Origin of the sequence: Burkholderia sp. AU45251, assembly GCF_030482905.1 — a bacterium.
Classification (GTDB): domain Bacteria; phylum Pseudomonadota; class Gammaproteobacteria; order Burkholderiales; family Burkholderiaceae; genus Burkholderia; species Burkholderia aenigmatica.
In genome coordinates this window covers 60,232-83,689 of sequence record NZ_JAUJQH010000024.1, presented here as the reverse complement: position 1 = coordinate 83,689, position 23,458 = coordinate 60,232, and the positions used below count along the sequence as shown (strand labels likewise).

The 23,458-nt window shown below is 68.7% G+C and carries 21 protein-coding genes; 12 read left to right on the top strand and 9 right to left on the bottom strand.

Features of this window, described 5'->3' with window-relative positions:
• Positions 1–509: 509 nt before the first annotated feature.
• The 3 genes from QZM67_RS32020 to QZM67_RS32010 all read left to right on the top strand — a co-directional run bounded on the left by QZM67_RS32020 (position 510) and on the right by QZM67_RS32010 (position 3,630).
• Positions 510–2,345: a S10 family peptidase gene (locus QZM67_RS32020; RefSeq protein ID WP_301809485.1), complete on the top strand. Its 1,836-nt coding sequence runs from the start codon at positions 510–512 to the stop codon at positions 2,343–2,345.
• 290 nt (positions 2,346–2,635) lie between these two features.
• Positions 2,636–3,193 carry a nucleotidyltransferase domain-containing protein gene (locus tag QZM67_RS32015; RefSeq protein WP_301809481.1) on the top strand — a complete coding sequence of 186 codons (558 nt, stop codon included), beginning with the start codon at positions 2,636–2,638 and terminating at the stop codon, positions 3,191–3,193.
• Positions 3,193–3,630, top strand: coding sequence for a hypothetical protein (locus QZM67_RS32010; RefSeq protein WP_301809479.1), 438 nt, complete (start codon positions 3,193–3,195; stop codon positions 3,628–3,630). The genes QZM67_RS32015 and QZM67_RS32010 overlap by 1 nt, the downstream gene beginning before the upstream one ends.
• A 112-nt stretch (positions 3,631–3,742) precedes the next feature.
• Here the strand turns inward: QZM67_RS32010 and QZM67_RS32005 are convergent, their stop codons facing one another.
• The 5 genes from QZM67_RS32005 to QZM67_RS31985 form a co-directional block, all read right to left on the bottom strand.
• Positions 3,743–4,531: a sulfite exporter TauE/SafE family protein gene (locus tag QZM67_RS32005; protein ID WP_175021803.1), complete on the bottom strand. Its 789-nt coding sequence runs from the start codon at positions 4,529–4,531 to the stop codon at positions 3,743–3,745.
• A gap of 314 nt (positions 4,532–4,845) precedes the next feature.
• Positions 4,846–6,282, bottom strand: coding sequence for a DHA2 family efflux MFS transporter permease subunit (locus QZM67_RS32000; RefSeq protein WP_175021804.1), 1,437 nt, complete (start codon positions 6,280–6,282; stop codon positions 4,846–4,848).
• Positions 6,283–6,418: 136 nt separating this feature from the next.
• A complete protein-coding gene (locus tag QZM67_RS31995; protein ID WP_301809472.1) occupies positions 6,419–7,150 on the bottom strand; it encodes a DsbA family oxidoreductase in 732 nt (243 codons plus the stop codon).
• A gap of 198 nt (positions 7,151–7,348) precedes the next feature.
• Complete coding sequence (locus QZM67_RS31990) at positions 7,349–8,143, bottom strand: transcriptional regulator (protein WP_301809469.1); 795 nt, start codon at positions 8,141–8,143, stop codon at positions 7,349–7,351.
• The gene (locus QZM67_RS31985) at positions 8,140–9,114 is read right to left on the bottom strand and encodes an ornithine cyclodeaminase family protein (protein ID WP_301809464.1); all 975 of its coding nucleotides are present in this window, start codon (positions 9,112–9,114) and stop codon (positions 8,140–8,142) included. Before QZM67_RS31985 ends, QZM67_RS31990 begins: the two co-directional genes overlap by 4 nt.
• Positions 9,115–9,494: 380 nt before the next feature.
• On the opposite strand from QZM67_RS31985, the gene QZM67_RS31980 reads away from it, so the two are divergent.
• The 9 genes from QZM67_RS31980 to QZM67_RS31940 all read left to right on the top strand — a co-directional run bounded on the left by QZM67_RS31980 (position 9,495) and on the right by QZM67_RS31940 (position 18,334).
• On the top strand, positions 9,495–10,274 hold the full coding sequence (locus tag QZM67_RS31980) for an ABC transporter substrate-binding protein (protein ID WP_175021808.1): 780 nt from the start codon (positions 9,495–9,497) through the stop codon (positions 10,272–10,274).
• Positions 10,275–10,341: 67 nt separating this feature from the next.
• Complete coding sequence (locus QZM67_RS31975) at positions 10,342–11,586, top strand: FAD-binding oxidoreductase (protein WP_301809459.1); 1,245 nt, start codon at positions 10,342–10,344, stop codon at positions 11,584–11,586.
• Positions 11,587–12,110: 524 nt separating this feature from the next.
• Entirely contained in the window at positions 12,111–14,711 is a 2,601-nt protein-coding gene (locus QZM67_RS31970; protein ID WP_301809457.1) for a hypothetical protein, read from the top strand.
• Between the two features lie 285 nt (positions 14,712–14,996).
• Positions 14,997–15,356, top strand: coding sequence for a hypothetical protein (locus tag QZM67_RS31965; protein WP_301809456.1), 360 nt, complete (start codon positions 14,997–14,999; stop codon positions 15,354–15,356).
• A 34-nt stretch (positions 15,357–15,390) separates the two neighbouring features.
• Complete coding sequence (locus tag QZM67_RS31960; RefSeq protein ID WP_089450011.1) at positions 15,391–15,906, top strand: sigma-70 family RNA polymerase sigma factor; 516 nt, start codon at positions 15,391–15,393, stop codon at positions 15,904–15,906.
• Positions 15,903–16,685, top strand: coding sequence for an anti-sigma factor (locus QZM67_RS31955; protein WP_301809455.1), 783 nt, complete (start codon positions 15,903–15,905; stop codon positions 16,683–16,685). Before QZM67_RS31960 ends, QZM67_RS31955 begins: the two co-directional genes overlap by 4 nt.
• A 28-nt stretch (positions 16,686–16,713) precedes the next feature.
• Complete coding sequence (locus tag QZM67_RS31950) at positions 16,714–17,145, top strand: quinol oxidase (protein ID WP_175021812.1); 432 nt, start codon at positions 16,714–16,716, stop codon at positions 17,143–17,145.
• Positions 17,142–17,774, top strand: coding sequence for a DUF1571 domain-containing protein (locus QZM67_RS31945; RefSeq protein ID WP_301809449.1), 633 nt, complete (start codon positions 17,142–17,144; stop codon positions 17,772–17,774). The genes QZM67_RS31950 and QZM67_RS31945 overlap by 4 nt, the downstream gene beginning before the upstream one ends.
• Positions 17,775–17,818: 44 nt before the next feature.
• Complete coding sequence (locus QZM67_RS31940) at positions 17,819–18,334, top strand: SRPBCC family protein (RefSeq protein WP_043181566.1); 516 nt, start codon at positions 17,819–17,821, stop codon at positions 18,332–18,334.
• Between the two features lie 46 nt (positions 18,335–18,380).
• On the opposite strand, the gene QZM67_RS31935 is transcribed toward QZM67_RS31940, so the two are convergent.
• The 4 genes from QZM67_RS31935 to efeB form a co-directional block, all read right to left on the bottom strand.
• Positions 18,381–19,430, bottom strand: coding sequence for an ABC transporter ATP-binding protein (locus tag QZM67_RS31935; protein WP_175021813.1), 1,050 nt, complete (start codon positions 19,428–19,430; stop codon positions 18,381–18,383).
• Positions 19,431–19,458: 28 nt separating this feature from the next.
• Complete coding sequence (locus QZM67_RS31930; protein ID WP_043181568.1) at positions 19,459–21,057, bottom strand: iron ABC transporter permease; 1,599 nt, start codon at positions 21,055–21,057, stop codon at positions 19,459–19,461.
• A 2-nt stretch (positions 21,058–21,059) separates the two neighbouring features.
• Complete coding sequence (locus tag QZM67_RS31925; protein WP_043181570.1) at positions 21,060–22,094, bottom strand: iron ABC transporter substrate-binding protein; 1,035 nt, start codon at positions 22,092–22,094, stop codon at positions 21,060–21,062.
• A 65-nt stretch (positions 22,095–22,159) separates the two neighbouring features.
• Positions 22,160–23,458: an iron uptake transporter deferrochelatase/peroxidase subunit gene (efeB, locus tag QZM67_RS31920; protein WP_301809442.1), complete on the bottom strand. Its 1,299-nt coding sequence runs from the start codon at positions 23,456–23,458 to the stop codon at positions 22,160–22,162.

The following is a 23,458-nucleotide window of genomic DNA, read 5'->3' as shown; positions in this document are numbered from 1 at the left end:
CGTAACAAATTATTACTTTACGGTGGTAAATCGGGGCCCTAATATGCGCCGGTATTTTCACTTAATTTAATAAATTCTAGATACGAGGCATTTCTTTCCATTTGATTAATCGATCCTTTCGATTTTATTAAATCGGCTCGAGTCGCGATTGATTGCAGATTTGCGATTAATCGGCACCTCGCCGAGGGGGATTGTTCGTCTGTTCGAAGCGAGGCGACCTTGTTGGGCGGGCCTTGCGGGGCATGTTTTTGCCGTCGACTTTGTGCAAGTGCAAATTCGTTGAGTGAATTCGTATTGCTGCGGATTATTGAATGGTCGTTTGCAGTGGAATGGATTTCATTGTGCAGTCGCAAAAAAATATGGGTGGGGTAAATGGTGCCGATCGGTATTTGCCGATCCGGTAAAAAACTCGGAGTGCGTCGCATAACGAATGCATTCCTGGTGCGGAGCGCCGGCGCAAATGATCCTTTGCGACCGGCGGTATTTATCGTTCTGTTCGAGAGGCAATAATGACGACACGGAAGTCCTTGAAAGACGGTTTCGCGCTATTCGGAACGACACTGAGCGTGCCGCTCGCCGCAGCGGCGGCCGCAGCGCTGCTCGTCACGGGGTGCGGCGGCGACGACGGGTCGAGCCCGGCCGCGGCCGCCAACGCGGCCGCGACGACGTCCAACGGCAGCACGTCGGCCAGCACCAACGCAACGAATGCCACGCCGGCCGACCAGCCGTACGTCGACAACGACGTGTACGGCACCGGGCCGAACGACGCGGTCACGGATTCCACGGAAGGGGCGGCCGTCGTGCACCGCACGGTCACGGTCGGCGGCAAGACCATCAACTACACGGCCACCACCGGCCACCTGACGACGATCGACCCGACCACGTCGGCGCCGAACGCGAAGATGTTCTACGTCGCGTACACGCAGGACAATCCCGATCCGTCGAAGCCGCGCCCGGTCACGTTCTTCTACAACGGCGGCCCCGGCTCGTCGTCGGTCTACCTGCTGCTCGGCTCGTACGGGCCGAAGCGCCTGCAGTCGTCGTTCCCGAACTTCACGCCGCCCGCGCCGTACAAGCTGCTCGACAACCCGGACAGCCTGCTCGACCGCACCGACCTCGTGTTCATCAACCCGGTCGGCACCGGTTACTCGGCGGCGATCGCCCCGGCCAAGAACAAGGACTTCTGGGGCACCGACCAGGATGCCCGCTCGATCGACCGCTTCATCCAGCGCTATCTGACCAAGTACTCGCGCTGGAACTCGCCGAAGTTCCTGTACGGCGAGTCGTACGGCACCGCGCGCAGCGCGGTCGTGTCGTGGGTGCTGCATGAGGACGGCATCGACCTGAACGGGATCACGCTGCAGTCGTCGATCCTCGACTACGCGAACGCGCTGTCCGCGCCGGGCACGTTCCCGACGCTCGCGGCCGACGCGTTCTACTGGAAGAAGACGTCGCTCAACCCGACGCCGACCGATCTCGACGCGTACATGATCCAGGCCCGCAACTACGCGGACAACACGCTCGCGCCGCTCGCGCAGAAGCCGAACCTGCAGGACGGCGGCTTCGTGAACGTGCGCCTGAACCTGAACCTGCAGACCGCGCAGCAGATGGGTTCGTACATCGGCACGGATCCGACGTCGCTGATCCAGACGTTCGGCAACCCGGCCGCGCTCGGCAACGTGCCGTCGTCGGACGACAACCCGCCGTACACGTTCTTCCTGACGCTCGTGCCGGGCACGCAGATCGGCCAGTACGACGGTCGCGCGAACTTCACGGGCAAGGGCATCGCGCCGTACATCCTGCCGAACTCGGGCAGCAACGATCCGTCGATCACGAACGTCGGCGGTGCGTACACGGTGCTGTGGAACAGCTACATCAACACCGACCTCAAGTACACGTCGACGTCGTCGTTCGTGGACCTGAACGACCAGGTCTTCAACAACTGGGACTTCAGCCACATTGACCCGACCGGCGCGAACAAGGGCGGCGGCAATACGCTGTACACGGCCGGCGACCTGGCGTCGACGATGAGCGTGAACCCGGACCTGAAGGTGCTGTCGGCCAACGGCTATTTCGACGCCGTCACGCCGTTCCACCAGACGGAGCTGACGCTCGCGCAGATGCCGCTCGATCCGACGCTCAAGGCGCAGAACCTGACGATCAAGAACTACCCGTCGGGCCACATGATCTACCTGAATGACGCGTCGCGGACCGCGCTGAAGGGCGATCTGGCCAACTTCTACGATGGCATCCTGGCCAACCGCACCGCGCTGCAGCGCGTGCTGAAGCTGCAGATGCGCACGCAGCAACTCAAGCAGCAGAAGCTGCAGCAGCAGGGGCAGTAAGCGCCGTGGGCGGCTCGCGCCGCCTGCCTGGCGTGAGGTCATTGCGCTGCCTGGCCGCGTGCTCCAGCACTTCACGTGGCGTGTAGTGATGGCAGTGCAGGCGTTCTCCAAGATGCCCCGCAAGTCATGGACTTCCGGGGCATCGTCTTGTCCGAGCGGCGATTCGTCGACGCAGGAGGCCAGCATCAAGGTGTCGCAGAATCCTCAAAAGGGGGATGGTTGGCCCTCTGTTGAGGATTTGCCAGAAAATCCTCATAATGAGGCCGATCATCCCTATATAGAGGATTGTCGTGAGTCTCGCGGACTTTCTCTTCACGCCGGGTATGCAACGGGTTCTTGGCGCCACACTGCTGCAACCTGACCGCAGTTTTACGCTGCAGGAACTGCTGCGTCTGGCAAACAGTGGACGCGGAAGCGCGCAAAAGCAGGTGGACCGGCTGGTCGAGGTCGGCGTACTAAAGGAAGACGCCAGACGAGGTCGACAACGAAGCATCCGAGCGAATACGGAATTCGTCCTCTATCCGGAACTGGTCAGCATCGCACGCAAGTCATTTGCCGTTGCGGAGCCGTTGACCGAAGCCTTGTTGCCCTTTGCAGCGCACATCTCCACCGCGTTCGTGTTCGGCTCGGTGGCCAAGGGTACCGATAGCAGCCGTAGTGACATTGACCTGATCGTCATCGGGAACGTCGCACTCCTGGAGCTATCTGAAGCCCTGCACGTGGTCGAGCAAAACCTGCTGCGTCCCGTCAACTTCTCTTTGTACGAGCCCGCTGAATGGGCTGCGCTGGTAGAAGCCGATCCGGTCATGGCCCAGATCGCGCAAAGCCCTACGCTGAGGATACTGTGATGCCGCGCCCGACTGAATACGAAAACCTCATCAAGGCGAAAGCCTTCGATGCGGTCGCTCCGACGCCCGGGGCAATCGCTGGCTTCCTTCGCAATGCCACGGATTACAAGGCAACCGCCGACGAGTTGGATTCGGCCCGGCATCTGCAGGTATTCACCTTGGCCTACGAAGGCTATTTTCAGGTGGTACAGGCGATCCTGGAGTTCTACGAAGTGCGAACCAAAGATGCGGGCCGCAACCTGGCGATCCAGCGGGTGTCCGCCTCTTTGGGTGTGAGTCCCCGGGAATTTGCCTTTATCACGAAGGCGCACGAGCGTCGCAATGGCACGTCGTACGTTTCACCGTTTCCGCCGGTGTCGAAGGCAGAGGCCGCCACCATGCTGAGCATCCTGACGAAATACCTGCCCGTGGCGCATACGCTGACCGGTACGCCGTAAGACTCGTCCGGACAACTGCCAGGACGGGGGCGACGGCCGGGGCGTAAGCCTGGGCGGTGTGTTGAGTCAGGGGGCGAGAGGAAGTCGATGCACGGCGCGGCAGCCGCGCCCCTTACGCGAGCACGAGCCGCACGCCAACCGCGACGAGCGTCGCGGCGAGCAGGTTGCGCAGCAGCCGCTCGGGCGCGCGCGCCGACAGCAGGCTGCCGAGCACGATGCCGGGCAGCGAGCCGAGCAGCAGCGACAGCAGCATCGACCAGTCGACCGAGCCGAGCAGCCAGTGCCCCATGCCCGCGACGAGCGTGAGCGGCACCGCGTGCGCGATGTCGGAGCCGACGATGCGGGTCGTTGCGAGCGCCGGATACAGCAGCAGGAGCACGGTCACGCCGATCGCGCCGGCGCCGACCGACGTCATCGACACGAGCACGCCGAGCACGGCGCCTGTCAGCACGGTCGACCATAGCGTACGCGCGGGGCTCGGCGCGAGCGGGTTGCGCGCGGCGAGCGCGGTGAGCTGCGGCCGGAAGATCAGCGCGAGCGACGTGAGCAGCAGCGCGACGCCGAGTACGAGCTGGATCATCCGCGCGGTGCCCGGCGCGTTCATCCCGTGCGTATGCAGCCACCACAGCGTGACGGCCGCGGCCGGGACGCTGCCCGCCGCGAGCCGGCCCGTGATGCGCCAGTCGATCGAACCTTTCAGCCCGTGGACGAGCGTGCCGGTGCCCTTGGTCGCAGCGGCGTACAGCAGGTCGGTACCGACCGCCGTCGCGGGGTGGACGCCGAACAGCAGCACGAGGATCGGCGTCATCAACGAACCACCGCCAACGCCCGTCAGGCCGACGAGGATGCCGACGAACAGGCCAGACAACGAGTACAGCAGATCGATATGGGGAAGCGACATCGGAAGCAGACGGTTATGCGGCGTTCGGCGGCGGCGCGTGGATCAAAGTCCGCCATTGTCGCAAAAGTGGCGCGTGGATGTACGACTGCGTTAAAAATCGGTGGGGAAAGCCCGTGGGGCGGGCGTCCGGAGCGGGGGTGAAACAGGCGTTTGAACAGCGGCGGGGCGTGGTGGCCGGCGCGATCGCGCCGATCGGCCCGAAAGACCTGGAGAAGCGGGGGCGGGTGCCCGAGCCCGCCGCGCGTAAAAAGGGCGCGACTGCGCGCGCCCGGGTTCGATGGCGGCGGCGGACATCGCCAGTCGCCAGCCACCGGTCAGTGCATCGCGGGGCCGACGCCTTCGACCGCACCCTGCTGCCGGATGCGCAGCGCGAGGCCGATCAGCGCGGCGGCGGCGGCGAACGCCGCGCCGAACGCGAAGGCCGCATGGTAGCCGCCGTTCAGCGCGACGAGCGGCGCGTGCGTCGCCGCAAGCACGTCGGTGCGGGCGGCCGCGAGGCTCGCGAGCACGGCGAGGCCGAGCGCGCCGCCCATCATGAACGCGGTGTTGACGATCCCCGACGCGAGCCCGGAATCGGCCGGATCGACGTCGTTCATCGCGGCGAGCAGCATCGGGTTGAACGCGACGCCCGCGCCGATACCGAGCAGCGTCATGCCGGGCAGCACGTGCCAGACGAAGCCGCCGTCGACCGGCGCGCGCGAGAACAGCGCGAGGCCGCAGGCCGCGATCAGCAGGCCGGCCGCGATCGGGCCACGGATCCCGAAGCGCATCACGATGCGCGCGGACAGCCCGAGCGAGAACGCGGCCATGATCAGGTTCGCCGGCAGGAACGCGAGACCGACCTGCAGCGGCCCGTAGCCGAGCACGCGCTGCATGTACAGCGCGGACAGGAAGAACCACGCGAACATCGCGGCTGCCCACAGCACGCCGATCACGTTCGCAAGCGCGACGTTGCGCGCGGCGAACAGCGTGAGCGGCATCAGCGGATGCGCGGCGCGCGCCTCGATCGCAATGAACAGCGCGAGCAGCGCGACGGCCGCGCCGATCAGCGCGACGGTCTGCAGCGACAGCCAGCCGGCTTCGTTGCCGCCGACGATCCCGTAGACGGCCAGCATCAGCGACGCGGTCACGGTGATCGCGCCCGCGACGTCGAGCCGCGCGGTACCGGCCGGCGCGCGCAGGCGCGGCAGCAGCGCGACGCACATCGCATAGACCGCGATGCCGATCGGCAGGTTGACGAGGAAGATCCAGTGCCACGACAGCGAACTCGTCAGCAGCCCGCCGAGCAGCACGCCGATACTGCCGCCACCTGCGCAGACGAAGCCGTACACGCCCATCGCGCGGGCGCGTTCGCCGGGCTCGGTGAAGAGGTTCATGATCAGCGACAGCGCGACGGCCGAGACGACCGCGCCGCCGATCCCCTGCACCGCGCGCGCGGCGATCAGCATCGTCTGCGACTGCGCAAGGCCGCACGCGAGCGACGCGAGCGTGAACACGACGAGGCCCGCGAGGAACATGCGCCGCTGGCCGTACAGGTCGCCGAGCCGGCCGCCGAGCAGCAGGCAGCCGCCGAACGTCAGCAGGTACGCGTTGACGACCCACACGAGGGCGGTTTCGGTGAAATGGAGGTCGGTGCTGATCGACGGCAGCGCAACGTTCACGATCGTGCTGTCCAGCACGATCATCAGCACGCCGAGGCAGAGGACGATCAGCGCGTACCAGCGCTTCTCGCCGTGAATCCCGTGGGTCATGGGCTTGCAGCCTTCTGATAGTTATTTGAAAGGATGCATTGTAGACCCCATCGGCGCAGGCTTCCTGCCGGTTTGTGGCAGCAGCGAAGCGTAGTCGCGCGTCCGGGCGGGACGCGCGCGATGGATGCGACGGGCGTTACGAGCGCGCCGGCAGTGCGCAGCCGTCGGGGCCGCAGGCGGCTGCGTCGTCACCGTCGAGTTCGACGATGCCGTCGCGCCATGCCTGGTCGAGCGCCTGCGCAAACGCGTCGGCCGGCTGCGCGCCCGACACCGCGTAGCGGCCGCCGAACACGAACAGCGGCACGCCGCGACCGCCGATCTGCGCGGCGCGCGCGGCGTCGGCTTCGACTTCGTCGCGGTACAGGTCGCTACGCACCACGGCTTCGACGGCTGAGCGCTCGAGTCCGGCTTCGACCGCGAATTCGGTCAGCTCGGCGTGATCGAACAGCGAGCCGTGCTCGCAGAAATACGCGCGGTACAGCCGCTCGGTCAGTGCGTGCGCGCGGCCCGTCGCTTCCGCGAGCTTCACGAGCCGGTGGCCGTCGAGCGTGTCGCCGACGAGCGTGCCGGGCAGGTCGTAGCGCAGCCCGACGCTCGCGGCTGCGTCGGTGACCTGGCGCAGCATCTGGTCGACCTGCGCGGGCGACATCCGGTACTTGCCGCCGAGCATCGCCTCGACCGGCTCGACCGGCTGGCCGGGCATCAGCCGGTACGCGCGCAACGCGACGTCGACGCGGTCGGCATGCGCGAACGCGGCGAGCGCCTCGTCGAAGCGGCGCTTGCCGATCCAGCACCACGGGCAGATCAGGTCGGACCAGATTTCGACGGTCAGGGTCGGGCGGGCAGTCGGGGCGGGAGCGGTCGTCATGGGCGGTTCCGGGCAGCAAAAAAATGTAACCGGGACTATATCATTTTGTGCTTCGACGCTTGGGCTTGCCTGGGCGGCCGTGTGAAACGGACGCCCGGCGTATCACGAAGCATAGACACGGAAGCGGCGTCCCGATAGCGATTGCCGATGCCGGCCGCCGGCGCGCGTCGCGGCGAACCGGCCCGCGGGGTGGGTCGCTTACGCGTCGCCTTGCGTTTCCTTCAGGTGCTTGAGGTGCTTGTAGACCGTCGCGCGGCCCATTCCGAGCACGTTCGCGACGTAGTTCGCCGCGCTCTTGCCGCGAAACGCGCCCTCCGCATAAAGCGCTTCGACGAGCTCGCGCCGGTGCTCGCGCGTGAGCCCGTTCAGCCCGACCTGCCGTTCGCGCAGCCAGCCGTGCAGGAACGTGTTGATGCGCTCCTGCCAGTCGTCGCGGAACAGCTCGTCCGGCTGCGCGACGACGCCCGCGCCCTTGATGAACAGGTCGAGCGTCGCGCGCACCTCGTCGAACACCGCGATGTTGAAATTGATGCACATCATCCCGGCCGGGCGGCCTTCGTCGTCGAACAGCACGTTGCTCACGCAGCGCATCCGCCGGCCGTCCCAGTTCAGCTTCTCGTACGGGCCGATCACGCGCTCGCGCGCGGAATGATCGATTTCCTCGAGCGCGGAATCGTCGCCGACCTCGCGCTTCGACAGGTTGTTCGCGAGATACAGCACGGTCTGGTCGTGCAGGTCGTGGATCACGACTTCCGCGTACGGGAAGAACAGCGCGGCGATACCGTCGGCGATCGGCGCATAGCGGGTGAGCAGCAGGTTCTTGACGGGGGATTGCTTCTTGCGCATCGGGTTCGCCATCTCGGGTGGGCGGGGGCCGGGCAGCGCATCGGGCCGGCGTGCCGGCGCACCGTTGCCCGGCATGCCCGTGCGCCCGCGCGCGGCCGCCGCGGCGGTTGCGCCATTGTATCGGCCCCGCGCGCGCGTGCCGCTCATGCGCGCGTCAGGTGCGTGTACAGCGCGTGTGCGATCGCGATGTCCTCGAGCCCGAGGCCGATCGAGCGGAAGAAGGCATGACGGGCGTACGACGGTGCCGGGCAGGAGCCGGCGACGAGCGCGGGCAGGTCGCCGGCGATCCGCGCGGCGTCCCAGCCGTATTCCGCCGTCGCGATCTGCATCTCGCCGGCGCTCGCGGGCGTCGTGTGCCGGTAGTCGCAGTACACGTCCATGTCGGGCAGCCACGCGGGCGGAATCTCGTGTGCGCGCGCGACGTTCGTGCTGATCGACGTGACGAGCGCGGGGCGCGTGAGCATCCCGTCGCCGAGCACGGGCGTGCCCGACGACGTGCACAGCATCACGACGTCCGCGTCGCGCACGCAGGCTTCGACGCTCGCGGCGGCGCGGGCGCGCGGATCGAGCTGCGCGAGCGTCGCCTGCTGCGCCGCGTCGCCGGCGAGCGCGGGCGAGTACACGCGGATCGTTTCCCAGTCGCGCAATCCCGCCGTGTGCCGCAGATGCGCGAGGCCGACCGCGCCCGCGCCGACGATCGCGAGATGGCGCGCGTCGCGCGGCGCGAGGCAGTCGACCGCGAGCGCGGTCGTGCCGGCGGTGCGCTCGACGGTCAGCAGGCCCGCGTCGCACCACATCAGCGGCTGGCCCGTGCGCATCGACATCAGCGCGGTCCACGCAGTGACGATCGGTCTCCCGTCGGGCTTGCCGCCCGTCACGACATACGGCGACAGCTTCGCGCCGAACACCTGCGCGTCGGCGAGCGCGCCGAGATACGTGATGAAGTCGCCGGCCTGGTCGGGAAACAGCGTGAGCGTTTGCGGCGGCTGCACCGCGCGCGCCGCGGCGAGCGACGCGAACATGCTGCGCAGCGTGCCGAGCACGTCGAGCGACGGCAGGGCCGCGCGCACCGCGGCTTCGTCGACGGTCAGCGGCAGGGTCGGGGCGGTTTGCGTCATAGGGACATCTCCGGTCGGGGCCGGACAGGACTGTCTCGTTCGACGGTGTCCGGCGGTGTTCGTGATGGACGAAAAGTCTAATATAGACAAACGAATTCAGGAGAATTTTTCTTTTCGAGACTGCGTTTCGCCGCGTGGTTCTGAAAAAACATCAATAAATCAAATGCATTCCGAGTAGTCGGTGACATTTCGATGCGATGTATCGGGGCACGATTCTCGTATCCCCTATAGTCTATAGTAGACTTTGAGTCTATATTTCGCGTGCAGGATACGGCGCGTCGCCGCGTGGCGGCCGCCTGCTTCGAATGCCGATCCGGCGCCCGGCCGAGGCCGTCGTGCGACCGATCCTCATCGCCTCAATCCAGAACGGAAGGACCGTCATGAACTGGAAGCTCTCCCTCTGCGCCGCTGCGGCGCTTGCCTGCGCGGCCGTCACGGCCCACGCGGATCAGACCACGTTGCGCTTCGGGATCGAAGCCGCCTATCCGCCGTTCGAGAGCAAGACGCCGGCCGGCCAGCTGCAGGGTTTCGACGTCGACATCGGCAATGCGGTGTGCGCGAAGCTGAACATGAAATGCGTCTGGGTCGAGAATTCGTTCGACGGCCTGATCCCGGCACTGCAGGCGCGCAAGTTCGACGCGATCAACTCGGCGATGAACATCACGTCGAAGCGCCGGCAGAGCATCGACTTCACGCCGGCGATCTACGTGGTGCCGATCGTGATGATCGCCAAGCACGGCTCGCCGCTGCGGCCCGACGTCGCGAGCCTGCGCGGCAAGCACGTCGGCGTGCTGCAGGGCTCGTCGCAGGAGGATTTCCTGAAGGCGCACTGGGCCAATGCAGGGGTGGCCGTCGTGTCGTACCAGGATCAGGACCAGATCTATGCCGATCTCGTTGCAGGTCGTCTCGACGCGGCCGTGCAGGAAGCCCAGACCGCGCAGGACGGTTTCCTCGACAAGCCGGCCGGCCGCGACTACCAGATCGTCGGCGAACCGCTGAAGGATCCGGCGACGCTCGGCGAAGGCACGGGCTTCGGGATGCGCAAGAACGACAAGGCGCTGCAGGCGAAGATCGTCGGCGCGCTCGATGCGCTGAAGAAGGACGGCACGCTCAGCGCGCTGTCGCAGAAGTACTTCAAGCGCGACATCGTCGCGAAGTAACCACCGCGGCGCGCCGGCCGCCGCGCCGGCGCGCGTCGCATCGAATCTCGACGCAGTACGGGGAACCATGGATTTCGACGTCATCGTTCTGGGGGCCGGCATCGTCGGCGTGTCGTCGGCGCTGCATCTGCAGGATCGCGGGCTGCGCGTCGCACTCGTCGACCGGCGTGCGCCCGGCGAGGAAACGAGCCACGGCAATGCGGGGCTGATCGAGCGCTCGTCGGTCGTGCCGTACGCGTTTCCGCGCCGGCTCGGCACGCTGCTGCGCTATGCGCGCAACCGCTCGGTCGATCTTTACTGGGACTACCGCGCGCTGCCCGCGTATGCGGGCTGGCTCGCGCGCTTCTGGCGCGAATCGTCGCCGCAGCGGCTCGCGGCCGCCGCGCGCGACCTGCTGCCGCTCGTCGCGGCGAGCGTCGTCGAGCACGACGCGCTGCTCGCGCGCACCGATGCGCAGCCGCTCGTGCACGACGGCGGGTGGATCGAGGCGTTCCGTTCGCCCGCGCTGTTCGATGCGGAAACCCGTGCGCAGCAGCGCGTGGCCGACGCGCACGGGCTGCGGATGACCGTGCTCGATGCGCGTGCGCTGCGTGCGAGCGAGCCCGGTATCAGCGACGCATTCTGCGGCGCATTCCACTGGCAGGACCCGAAGACCGTGTCGAGCCCGGGCGGACTGACCAAGGCCTACGCGCGGCTGTTCGAGCGCGACGGTGGCACGTTCGTGCGCGGCGACGCCAAGACGCTCGCGCAGGTGGGTGACGGCTGGCAGGTCGGTACCGAACACGGGCCGATCTCGGCGCGCTCGGCCGTGGTGGCGCTCGGGCCGTGGTCCGATCACGTCTTTGAGCCGCTCGGCTACCGGATTCCGCTGCGGGCGAAGCGCGGCTACCACATGCACTACCGGCCGACGCGCACGCCGTTGAACGTGCCCGTGTGCGATACCGAGGAAGGTTTCGTCGTCGCGCCGATGGAAGGCGGCCGCCTGCGGCTCACGACCGGCGTCGAGATCGCGCTGCGCGGTGCGCCGCCGACCGGTGTGCAACTCGCGCGCGCCGAACCGCTGGCGCGCGACGCGTTCGGCATCGGCGAGCGGCTCGATCCCGAGCCGTGGCTCGGGATGCGGCCGTGCACGCCCGACATGCGCCCGGTGATCGGGCCCGCACCGCGCCATCGCCACCTGTGGTTCGCGTTCGGCCATTGTCACCACGGGCTCACGCTCGGCCCCGCGAGCGGGCGCCTGCTCGCCGAAATGATGACCGGCGCGCCGACCTATATCGATCCCCATCCGTACCGGCCCGCGCGCTTCGGCTGAACGCGCGGGGCGCGACGATGCCGCTCCGGCCATCGTCGCGCCCCGCATCGCGCTCCGGTGGCGCGTTGCGGCCGTCACAGTTTTTCATTCTGCTATCCGTATTAATGGCGGCTACGCAATCAGAAATGATCTGCGTAATCGATAAGAAAGAAATCGCGAGATAAATAAAATCAGCAAATTCGCGATTCGGCAATGCATTTTCATTTCGCTGAAATACGCAATGGGCAGCCGGCCCTGACGAGGTGCGGGACCGTCGGGAACGGCCGTTACGGTGTCCCGTGGGATGTACCGGAACACGTTACTACGGGGCTCGCAAACGTTACGTTACATCCGCGCTCCGTCGGCCTTTTTCGTCCGATGATTCGAGCTCCACATCCCGTGGTTTTCGTCGGAAATCCATTAAAAAAACGTTATTGCCAAGCAATAGACAGACGAATGAATCCATTTTTTTGAATTGGCACGCTTCGTGCAGTCCGTCCCCATGCTTTATCAACGTAGTGCCAACCGAGATGGGGAAAATAAAGATGGGACAAAATCTTAAATTGACGGGTGTGGCGCTGTCGGTCGCGACGGTGTTCGGGGTGCTGGCTTCGGGTTCCGCGATGGCGGGGGCCCTTGATGCGCTGCCGATTCCGCAAGTGATCGTCAACCCGCAGACGAACGGCGTGTCGGTCGGGCTGGTCGCGACGGGTACGTCGCCGCTCGGCTCGGTCACCTTGGCGGCAGGTGGGGCGGGCGCGATCCAGACGTCGCTTGGCGATCCCGGCCAGGCACTGTCGGGCGCCGTGGGGGCGGTGACGGGTGCACTCGGCGGTGGCGGCGGCTCGGTGCAGCCGCTGGCGCCGGTACAGGGCGTGGTGAATCAGGTAACGGGTGCACTGAGCGGCGGCAACCCCGCCGGCGCGTTGACCGGCGCGCTGAATACGGCGACGGGGACGCTGAGCAACGCGGTTGGCACGGTAACGGGGGCACTGGGCAATGTTGGCGGCGGGTCGAACCCGCTGGCGCCGGTGCAAGGTGTCGTCAATCAAGTGACGGGGGCGCTCGGTGGCGGCAACCCGGCTGGTGCGCTGACGGGTGCACTCGGTACGGTGACCGGTGCGCTGGGTAATGTCGGTGGCGGGTCGAACCCGCTGGCGCCGGTGCAAGGTGTCGTCAATCAAGTAACAGGTGCGCTCGGTGGCGGCAACCCGGCAGGCGCGTTGACGGGTGCACTCGGTACGGTGACCGGTGCACTGGGCAATGTTGGCGGCGGGTCGAACCCGCTGGCGCCGGTGCAAGGTGTCGTCAATCAAGTAACGGGTGCGCTCGGTGGCGGCAACCCGGCAGGCGCGTTGACGGGTGCACTCGGTACGGTGGCCGGTGCGCTGGGTAATGTCGGTGGCAGTTCGTACCCGCTGGGGGCGGTTCAAGGCGTCGTCAACCAAGTAACGACGGCGCTCAATAGCGGTAACCCGGCAACCGCGTTGACGGGTGCACTCGGTACGGTGGCGGGTGAGCTCGGTGCCGGTAATCCGGCAGGCACGGTGACCGGTGCGATCGGTAACGTGACGGGGGCACTAGGCGCATTGGGCGCTATCGGCGGCGGCGCGAATCCGCTGGCGCCGGTCCAGGGCGTCGTCAATCAGGTGACGGGCGCTTTGAGCGGCGGCAATCCGGCGGGTGCGCTGACGGGCGCACTGAACACGGCGACCGGGACGTTGAGCAACGCACTCGGTACCGCAACGGGCGCACTGGGCGGCATCGGCGGCGGTTCGAGCCCGCTGGCGCCGGTACAAGGCGTGGTGAACCAGGTGACGGGCGCGCTCGGTAGCGGCAACCCGGCAGGCGCACTGACCGGCGCACTCGGCACGGTGACGGGCGCACTGGGCGGCATCGGTGGCGGTTCGAGCCCGCTGGCGCCGGTACAAGGCGTGGTGAACCAGGTCACGGGCGCACTGGGTGGCATCGGCGGCGGCGCGAACCCGCTGGCGCCGATCCAGAGCGTCGTCGACCAAGTCACGGGTACGCTCGGCAGCGGCAACCCGGCCGGCTCGCTGAGCAACGCGGTCAACACGATCACGGGCACGCTCGGCAACGTCGGCGGCGCAGGGAGCCCGCTGGCGCCGGTGCAGGGCGTCGTCACGCAACTCGCGGGCACGCTCGGCGGGTCGAGCCCGCTGGCGCCGGTGCAAGGCGCCGTCAACCAGGTCGTCGGCACGCTGTCCGGCGCAGGTGGCGGCAGCCCGATCACGCCGATCACGAACCTCGTCAACGGCCTGCAGAACGCGCTGCCGACGGGCGGCAACCCAGCCGGTGCACTGACCGGCGCACTCGGCTCGGTGACGGGCGCGCTCGGCAACCTCGGCGGGGCGAACCCGCTGGCGCCGGTGCAGGGCGTCGTGAACCAGGTCGTCGGCGCGCTCGGCAACAGCAATGCGGTCGGCACGGCCACGAACGCACTGGGTAACGCGGTCGGCTCCGTCGTGGGCGCGCTCGGCAACGTCGGCGGGTCGAACCCGCTGGCACCGGTGCAGGGTGTCGTGAACCAGGTTGTCGGTACGCTCGGCAACGTCGGCGGCACGAACCCGCTGGCGCCGGTGCAGGGCGTCGTCAACCAGGTTGTCGGCACCCTCGGCAACCTCGGCGGATCGAACCCGCTGGCGCCGGTGCAAGGCGTCGTGAACCAGGTCGTCGGTACGCTGTCGGGCGCGGCGGGCAACAACCCGATCGCACCGATCACGAACCTCGTGAACGGCCTGACCGGCGGCAGCAACCCGGCCGGTGCACTGACCGGGGCGCTCGGTTCGGTGACGGGCGCACTCGCGAACGGTCCGGTGGCCCTCGGGCAGGCGGCCGGTGCGCTGTCGGGCGCGGCCGGTTCGACGGCAGCGGCGGGCGGCAGCCTGCTCGGCTCGGGCGCGAACGCGGCCGGCGGCACGGCGGGCGCGGCCGGCTCGCTGCTGTCGACGGGCGCCAACTCGACCGCGACGGTCGTCAACGCAGTCGGCACGACGGTGGGTACGGCGCTCGGCTCCGCGCCGGGCCTGTCGGTCACGCCGCATTCGGGCAGCAGCGCGCCGGGCAACCCGCTCGCACCGGTGTCGTCGCTGCTCCAGTCGCTGACGGGCGCACTGCCGAAGTAACCGGCCGGACACGCACGGCGGCGCCGGATCGGCCGCCGTGCGCAACGGGTCGCGCAACGCGGCATGACAGCGATGTCATGCCGCGTTGTCTTTTTGTGTCCCCCTTTCTTTCGTCGCATGAATGGCCGTGGTCGACGCTCGTCGGCCGGCGTGGAATAACCGGTCGCCTCCATCCGTTTACCTACCGAATCCCGGCAGCGCCGGCCGGCAGGATAATGGCCGTGACGAAGCCGATCGACCCGGCCGGTGCCGTGCTGTCGCGACGCCGTGCCAAGGAGAACGGGCATGAAACGGATATTCGCCGCCGCCGCGCTGGTGGCGGCAATCGTGCGGCCGGCCGCCGCGGAACCGCCCCGGGCCGGCGACGGGAAACTGGTCGACGAAGATCACATGACGCTGTACGTGTTCGATCGCGATGCGCCCGGCAAGAGCGCGTGCGACAGCACGTGTGCGGCCAGCTGGCCGCCCGCGCGCGCCGACGCGTACGACAAGGCCGCGGGCGCGCTGAGTCTCGTCGCACGCGACGACGGCAGCAAGCAATGGGCGTACCACGGGCGCCCGCTGTATCGCTGGAAGCAGGATCGCAAGCCCGGCGACGCGGGCGGCGACGGGATCGGCGGCATGTGGCACGTCGCGCGTCCATGACGGCGGGCGGTGGGGCGGTGCGCGAGGCATCCTGATGAGCTACGAATCGGATCTGCTGGTGTGGTTGCCGCATCTCACGCGCTATGCGCGTGCGTTGACGGGCGATCGGGCCTGGGCGGACGATCTCGTGCAGGACACGCTCGAGCGTGCGCTGAACCGCCCGCCGCGCGATGGCGGCAACCTGCGCGCGTGGCTGCTGACGCTGCTGCGGCACCGATTCATCGACCAGTTGCGTGCGCGGCACGAGATCGCAGTCGATGACGCGACGGCACCGTGGCAGACGATGGCCGCGCCGGCCGGCGAAATTGGCGGGCTGGTGCTGCGCGACGTGCAGCGCGCGCTGTACCGGCTGCCGGTCGAGCAGCGCGAGGTGCTGCTGCTGGTCGCCCTTGAGGAATTGAGCTATCGCGATGCCGCAGAGGTACTCGGCGTACCGGTGGGAACGGTGATGTCGCGGCTCGCACGGGCGCGCGGGCAGATGCGCGCGCTGCTGTCGGACGAGCCGTCGGCGCACGGCACGGCCGCGTTACGGGTGATCGGGAAGACATGATGGACGATTCGCACAAGCCTTCGAACGAGCGGGACGACGATGCGTCGGCGCAACTGCTGTCCGCGTTGCTGGACGGCGAGCTGTCCGGGCATGAGCGCCGCGAGGTGCTCGAGCGCGTGCTGGCCGATCCGGAGGAAGCCGAACGATTCGCGCACTACCGTGCGCAGCGCGACGCGCTGCAGGCGCTGTTTCCGTTGCCGGGCGCCGCACCCGCGCTGTTCGTTCAGCGCGGTGCGCCGCGACGGCGCGGGATCGCCTATGCGTTCGCGGGGCTCGCGGCCGGGCTGCTGATCGGCGTCACGCTGCATGCGGGCTGGATGGCGTTCGGCCGCGAACCGGCGTTTGCCGCGCGCGCGGATGTCGCGTACGCGACTTACGTGGCCGACCGCGAACATCCGATCGAGGTCGGTGCAGGCGACCCTGAACGTCTCGTCGCGTGGCTGTCCGCGCGTCTCGGGCGGTCCGTGCGTGCGCCGTCGCTCGACGAATACGGCTACGAGCTGCTCGGCGGCCGGCTGCTCCCCGGCGAAGCGGGGCCGGCCGCGCAACTCATGTACCAGCGTGCGGACGGCGAGCGCGTGACGCTGTACATGACGGCCTACGATGCACGGCGCCTCGCGCCGCAGGCGATGTCGGCCGGCGATCGCTACACGTATTTCTGGTCGGATCGCGGGATGGGCTACGCATTGTCCGGCCAGGGCGACGAACGGCGCCTGCGCGAACTCGCGATCGACGCGTGCGGTGCGCTCGGCGGCCCGACCGACGCGTGGAAGGGGTGACGCGCGCGGCACCGGTACGGAGCAGGCGATGAAGACGACGATGACGAAGGGCCTCGTGCTGATGCTGGTGCCGGCGGTGTTCGCCGCGGGCGCCGCGCTTGCGCGGGCGGACGGCGACGCGCCGGTGCGTGTGCCCGTCGACGCCGACGGCGTGCAGCGGGTGGCGATCGTCGGCGGCAGCTATTTCTTCCGGCCGAACCACGTGATCGTGCGGGCACACCTGCCGGTCGAGCTGACCGTGTCGGCCGAACCCGGCCTGGTGCCGCACAGCTTCGAAATCGATGCACCGCAGGCCGGCATCGCAGTGCACACCGAGCTCGTCACGACGCCGAAGACGTTTCGCTTCACGCCCACGCAGCCGGGCCGGTTCGCCTACTATTGCACGCATCGGCTGCTGTTTTTCAGGAGCCATCGCGAGCGCGGGATGGAAGGCGTGCTCGATGTCGAGGCGGCGCCGTGATCGCCGCGTTGCTGGCCGCCAGCCTGATAGGAGCGAGCATGACCGCCGATCCCGTGACCGTCGCGCAGGCGCATTTCGACCACGTCCGCTCGTACCGCGCGACGATCCGCTCGTCGGCGCGCAGCGGCGAGCACACCGAAATCCGCTACGCGTACCTGAAGCCGGGCTTCGTCCGGATGGATTTCGTGTCGCCGCATCACGGCGCGGTGCTCGCATACGATCCCGGCGACGGCAAGGTGCGGCTGCGCCCGTTCGGCGCGCACGCGCCGCCCGCGTTGACGCTGTCGCCGTCCAATCCGCTCGTGCGCGACCGCAGCGGCCACCGGGTCGACCGGTCGGACGTCGGCGAACTGCTGCGCAACGTCCATGCGCTGCAGGAAGGCGGCGCGACGGTGACCGAAGGCGAGGAGGCCGTCGGCGGCCGGACCGCGCTGCGCGTGTCGGTCACGGGCGCGCCTGCGCACGCGGTCGATGGCGTGCATCGCTACCGGCTGTGGCTGGACACCGAGGACGGCTTTCCGCTGAAGGTCGTCAGCTTCGCGGACGATGACGACGTGCCGCTCGAAACCGTGACGCTCGACGACGTCGAGATCGACATCGCGTTTCCCGAACGCTTCTTCGCACCCTGAGCGGTGCGCTGACTCATGCCCCTGACGGGCAGGCCGGAGGCTGCATGGCGGAATACCGGTTCTCGACGACCTGGCGCGTGGACGCGCCGCTCGCGGTGGTGTGGGACGCGATCTATCAGGTCGACCGCTGGCCCGGCTGGTGGAAGGGCGCCGTGAGCACCGTCGAGATCGAGCCGGGCGATGCGCGCGGCGTCGGCGCGCTGCACCGGTACACGTGGAAGGGGGCGCTGCCGTACCGGCTGGCCTTCGACATGCGCGTGCGACGCGTCGAGCCGCCGCATCGGCTCGAAGGCCGCGCGAGCGGCGCGATCGAAGGCGACGGATGCTGGACGTTCGCCGCCGACGGCGCCCGCACGATCGTGCGCTACGACTGGCACATCCGTACGCACGTGCGCTGGATGAACCGGCTGGAGCCGCTTGCCCGCCCGCTGTTCCGATGGAATCACGACGTCGTGATGCGCGAAGGCGCGAAGGGGCTCGCGCGGCTGCTGGGTGCGGCGGTCGAGACGGATGGCCGGACCTTCCGGCCGTTGCCGGATGCGGACTGTGCGGACGCCTGATGGCGTGTGAATACGAGTGAAAGCGCTGAGCGACGGACCGCGCCGCTCAGCGCGCGTACGCCATCACCGCACCATCCACCGCGAGCGCGACACGTTCGCCGACGGCCGGACACCGGTGTCCCGGCACGCGTACGCGCACGAGCACGTCGAGATCGGCCTCGAGGCGCACGAGCACGTCGGCGTCCTGGCCCGCGAACTGCGCGGCTTCGACGCGCGCCGTATGGCCGCGCGCCGCATCGGCCTGCGCAACTGGCACGATCCCGATCTGCTCGGGACGCAGCATCGCATCGGCCGGCCCGTCGGGCAGCGACGCGACGAGCGGCAGTTCGCCGAGCGCGCACGCGATGTGCCCGTTGCGCACACGGCCGGCGAGCAGCACGGCCTGCCCGACGAACGACGCGATGTCGCGCGTGACCGGCTGCCGGTACAGCGTCTGCGGCACGGCCGTCTGTACCAGCCGGCCGTGCCACATCACCGCCACTTCGTCGCCGAGCGTCATCGCCTCGGGCTGGTCGTGCGTGACGAGCACCGATGTCGCGCCCGCCGCGGCGAGCGCATCGGCGACCGCGCTGCGCGTTTCGTGGCGCAGCGACGTATCGAGCGCGGAGAACGGTTCGTCGAGGATCACGAGCGACGGCTCGGGTGCGAGCGCGCGTGCAAGCGCGACGCGTTGCTGCTGCCCGCCGGACAGTTGCTGCGGCGCACGGCTCGCATACGACGCGGGCAGCCCGACCATCTCGAGCAGTTCATCGACGCGATGATGGCGCCGCCGCGCCGCGCGCGGCAGCCCGAATGCGATGTTGTCGGCCACCGACAGGTGCGGAAACAGTGCGCCTTCCTGCGGCACGTAACCGATCCGGCGCTGTTCGGGCGGCAGGTGCACGTCGGGCGCGGCCACGCGGCGTCCGTCGATTTCGACGGTGCCGCGCTCGGCGCGTTCGAAGCCGCACAGCACGCGCAGCAGGGTGGTCTTGCCGCTGCCGGACGGGCCAAGCAGCGCGAGGCGCGAGCCGCGCCGCACCGTGAGATCGATGTCGTGCAGGACGGTATGCGATCCGAACGATTTGGACAGGCCGTGGATGCGTAGTTCGCTCATGGGCGGTTCCGGGGAAAAAGGGCGGTGTTCAGTCGCGCACCGACGCGCGGCCGAGCAGCACGAACAGCAGTCCCGACGCGCCGAGCGACAGCGCGACGAGCAGCGCCGCGTAGGGCGCCGCGGCGGCGAATGCAAGCGTTGCCGTATCGCTCCAGACCTGGGTCGCGAGCGTGCGGGTGCCGATCGGTGACAGCAACAGCGTCGCGTTGAGTTCAGTCATGACCGAGATGAACACCATCGTCGCGGCTGCGCCGAGGCCGGGTGCCGCGAGCGGCAGCACCACGCGCGTGAGCGTGGCGCGCCAGCCGAGACCGAGCGCACGCGCGGTTTCCTCGAGCCGGGCCGGCACGTGCGACAGCGCGGCGCGCACGCTGACGACCGCGAGCGGCAGGAACAGGATCGCGTACGCGGCGACGAGTGCCGGTGCGCTCTGGTAGAGCGGCTGCAGCAGCCGTACCGTGATCGACACGATCGCCAGCGCGACGACGATGCCCGGCACGCCCTGCACGGTCATCGCCGTGCGCTCGAGGAGCGTCGCGACGCGTCCCGGATAGCGGACCATCAGGAACGCGAGCGGCAGCGCGAGCAGCGTCGTGACGGCTGCCGCCATCAGGCCGTAGCCGGACGACGCGAGCGTGGCCTGCCACAGCAGCTCGGGCGACACGTCGGCCGGCGTGACGGCGGCCGCGCCCTGTTGCGTGAGCCAGTAGCCGATCATCGCGAGCGGCACGCCGAGCGTCGCGGCGGCGAGCGCGGCGAACGCGACGGTGACGGGGCCGCGCAGATGGCCGAGCGGATAACGCATCGCGACGCGGCGCGCGGCGCGGTGCGTATGACCGTAGCGCGCATGGCCGCGTGCGCGTGCCTCGATCGCGAGGCACAGCAGGCACAGCGCGATCAGCACGCAGCCGAGCAGCGATGCGCCGCCGCCGTCGAACGCGGTGCGGTATTCGGCGTAGATCTCGGTGGTGAAGGTGCGAAAGCGCAGCAGCTGGAACGCGCCGAACTCGGACAGCACGCCGAGCGCGACCAGCAGCATCCCGCCGCACAGCGCGGGGCGCAACTGCGGCAGCACGACGCGGAAGAAGGTGCGCCACGGCGAGCAGCCGAGCGTGCGCGCGCTTTCCTCCAGCGCGGGATCGAGCTCGCGCAGCGCGGCGGCCACCGGCAGGTAGACCAGCGGGAAGTAGGCGGAGGTCAGCACGATCAGCGCGCCGAGAAAATCCTGCAGGTCGAGGCTCAGCGACACCCACGCGTAGCTCGTGATGAACGGGGGCACCGCGAGTGGCGCCGCCGCGAGTGCGGTCCACAGCGGCCGGGCCGGCAGGTCGGTGCGCTCGATGAACCACGCGACCGCTGTGCCGAGCAGCGTGCACGCGAGCGTCGCGGCGAGCGTGATCGACAGCGTGTTGACCAGCAGTTCGCCGACGAGCGGGCGCCATATCAACTCGATCGCATCGTCGAGACCGAAGGTGGCCGCGCGGTACAGCGTGAAGCCGAGCGGCAGCAGGATCGCGAGCGGCCCGCACGCGGCCGCGGCGACGAGCGCGCGCGACGGGCGCCGCCGCGTCGCGGTGCGCTCGCCGTCGCGCGCGGTGCGCGCCGTGCGGGACACGGCGTCGCTCATGGTCAGAGCAGGCCGGCCTGGCGCAGCAGCTTGCCGGCCTGGCTGTCGTCGCCGAGCTGTTCGAACGTCAGCGCCGGCGGGCTCAGTTCGTTGAACGGCTTCAGGATCGGATCGGGCGCGACGCCCGGATGCAGCGGATACTCGAAGCTGATATGGCCGCCCGCCATCAGCTTCTGCGCGCGCTCGCTGACGAGATACGCGACGAACTTCTGCGCTTCCGGCTGGTGCTTCGAGGCCTTCAGCACCGCGGCGCCCGATACGTTGACGGCACCGCCGACGTCACCTTTGCCGAAGTGGTAGATCGCGCTGCGGGTCGACTTGTCGCCAAGCTCGGCGTGCAGGCGGTCCCAGTAGTAGTTGTTGATGATGCCGGTCAGCACGCCGCCGCGGTTGACGGCCGCCGTCACGCCTTCGTCGTCGTCGAAGATCTGCGCGTTGGCCTTCAGGCCCTTCAGCCATTGCAGCGTCGCGGCTTCGCCGTGCAGCGCGAGCACCGCGCTCACGAGCGGCAGGAAGTCCGCATCGCTCGGCGCGACGCCGACCTTGCCCTTCCACTCGGGCTTCGCGAGATCGAGCAGCGAAGCGGGCAGCTGCTGCGGCTGGATCTTCGCGGTGTTGTAGACGAGCACGTTCTCGCGCGCGAGCACGCCGACCCAGTTGCCGTCGGCCGGGTTGAAGCGCGCGGGCACCGACTGCAGCGCGGCGGCGTCGGTCTTCGCGAGCAGGCCCTTGCGGTCGAGCAGCACGAGCTCCGGCGAGTTCTCAGTGAAGTACACGTCGGCCGGCGTGCGGTCGCCTTCCGTGGCGAGCTGCGCGGCGAGTGCCGGGCCTTCGCCCGAGCGCACCTTCACGGTGATGCCGCTCTGCGCTTCGAAGTCCTTGACGAGCTGGTTGACGACCTGCTCGTGCTGCGCGTTGTACAGCGTGAGCGTCGCGGCATGCGCGCGTGCGGCGTGCAGTGCGCCGGTCAGCATCAGTGCGGCGGCGGCCGCGGAAATCAGGTGCCGCAGCGGGCGGCTAACGGGTGAAGTGTTCATGTCGTGTTTAGCAGGTTGCTCCCGGCCGGGCCGGGAAGGAGTGCCTTGGCTTGCGTTGCGTGTCGTCATGCGTCGAACAGCGCGGCGCCGATGTACGAACCAGGTTGCGCGCCCGGCGGGCACGCGAAGATCGCGCTGCCGACGTGCGTGGTGAACTGGTTCATGATGTCCAGCTTCGCGAGCTTCTCGTTGATCGGAATGAAGCCCTTGCGCGGGTCGCGCTGGTGCGCGACGAACATCAGCCCCGCGTCGTACTCGGTCTGCTGGCGCCACGGCGGCCAGCGCTCGATGTAGAAATTCGTGCTGTCGTTGTACGAGTACGCGCGGCGCAGGATCTGCGCGCCGTTGTTCAACTGCGGCGATGCGAGGCGCGCGTGCGCGTTGTCGGGGATCACCGGGTTGCCGTCCTTGTCGGCCGCGTCGAGATCGAGTGCCTCGAACTCGTGCTTCTGGCCGAGCGGCGCGCCGCTGTACTTGTGACGGCCGACCACCTGCTCCTGGAACCCGAGCTCCGTGTTGTCCCAGTGCTCGAGCGTGATGCGGATCCGGCGCACGACCGTGTAGGTGCCGCCGTTCATCCATGCCGGGCCTTCGCTGCCGGCCCAAACGAATTCATCCATCGCGGCCGGATCGGACATCGGCGGATTCATCGTGCCGTCCTTGAAGCCCATCAGGTTGCGCGGCGTCTCGCCGGGCTTGCCCGACGTGAAGCCGGCCTGGCCCCAGCGCATCTGCGTCGCCTTCGCGCCGAGGCGCACGAGCTGGCGTACCGCGTGGAACGCGACCTGCGCGTCGTCCGCGCACGCCTGGATGAACAGGTCGCCGCCGGTCTTTTCGGGCAGCAACTGGTCGCCATTGAAGCGCGGCAGGTCGACGAGCGCGGCGGGGCGATGCTTCGCGAGGCCGTAGCGGTCCTTGCCGGCGAGCGCGAACATGCCGGGGCCGAAGCCGAACGTGATCGTCAGGCGCGCAGGGCCGAGGCCGAGCGCGTCGCCCCCGTCGGCCGGCGCGACTTCGTCGCTGCCCGTCGCGGCGAGCGGCAGTGCGGTATCACCGCGCGTCATGCGTGCGGCAGCGTCGGTCCAGGTTTTCAGCAGCGCGATGACGTCCGCGCGCTGCGCGGTCGTCAGGTCGAGCGCCGCGAAATACGCGTGGCGCTGCTGCGGCGTCGCGATGCCGCTCTGGTGCTTGCCATAGAACGGCTCGACGCCGTCATGCACGGAAGCGGGGGCGGTGGCGGGCGCATCCGCGGCCTTCGCGGCCGGGATCGACGCCGCCGCGAGGCCGGCGGCCACCGCGGCGCCGCCCGCCTTCAGGAAGCCACGCCGCGCGGGGCGGGGGGGCTGGTTGGAATCGTCTGCCAT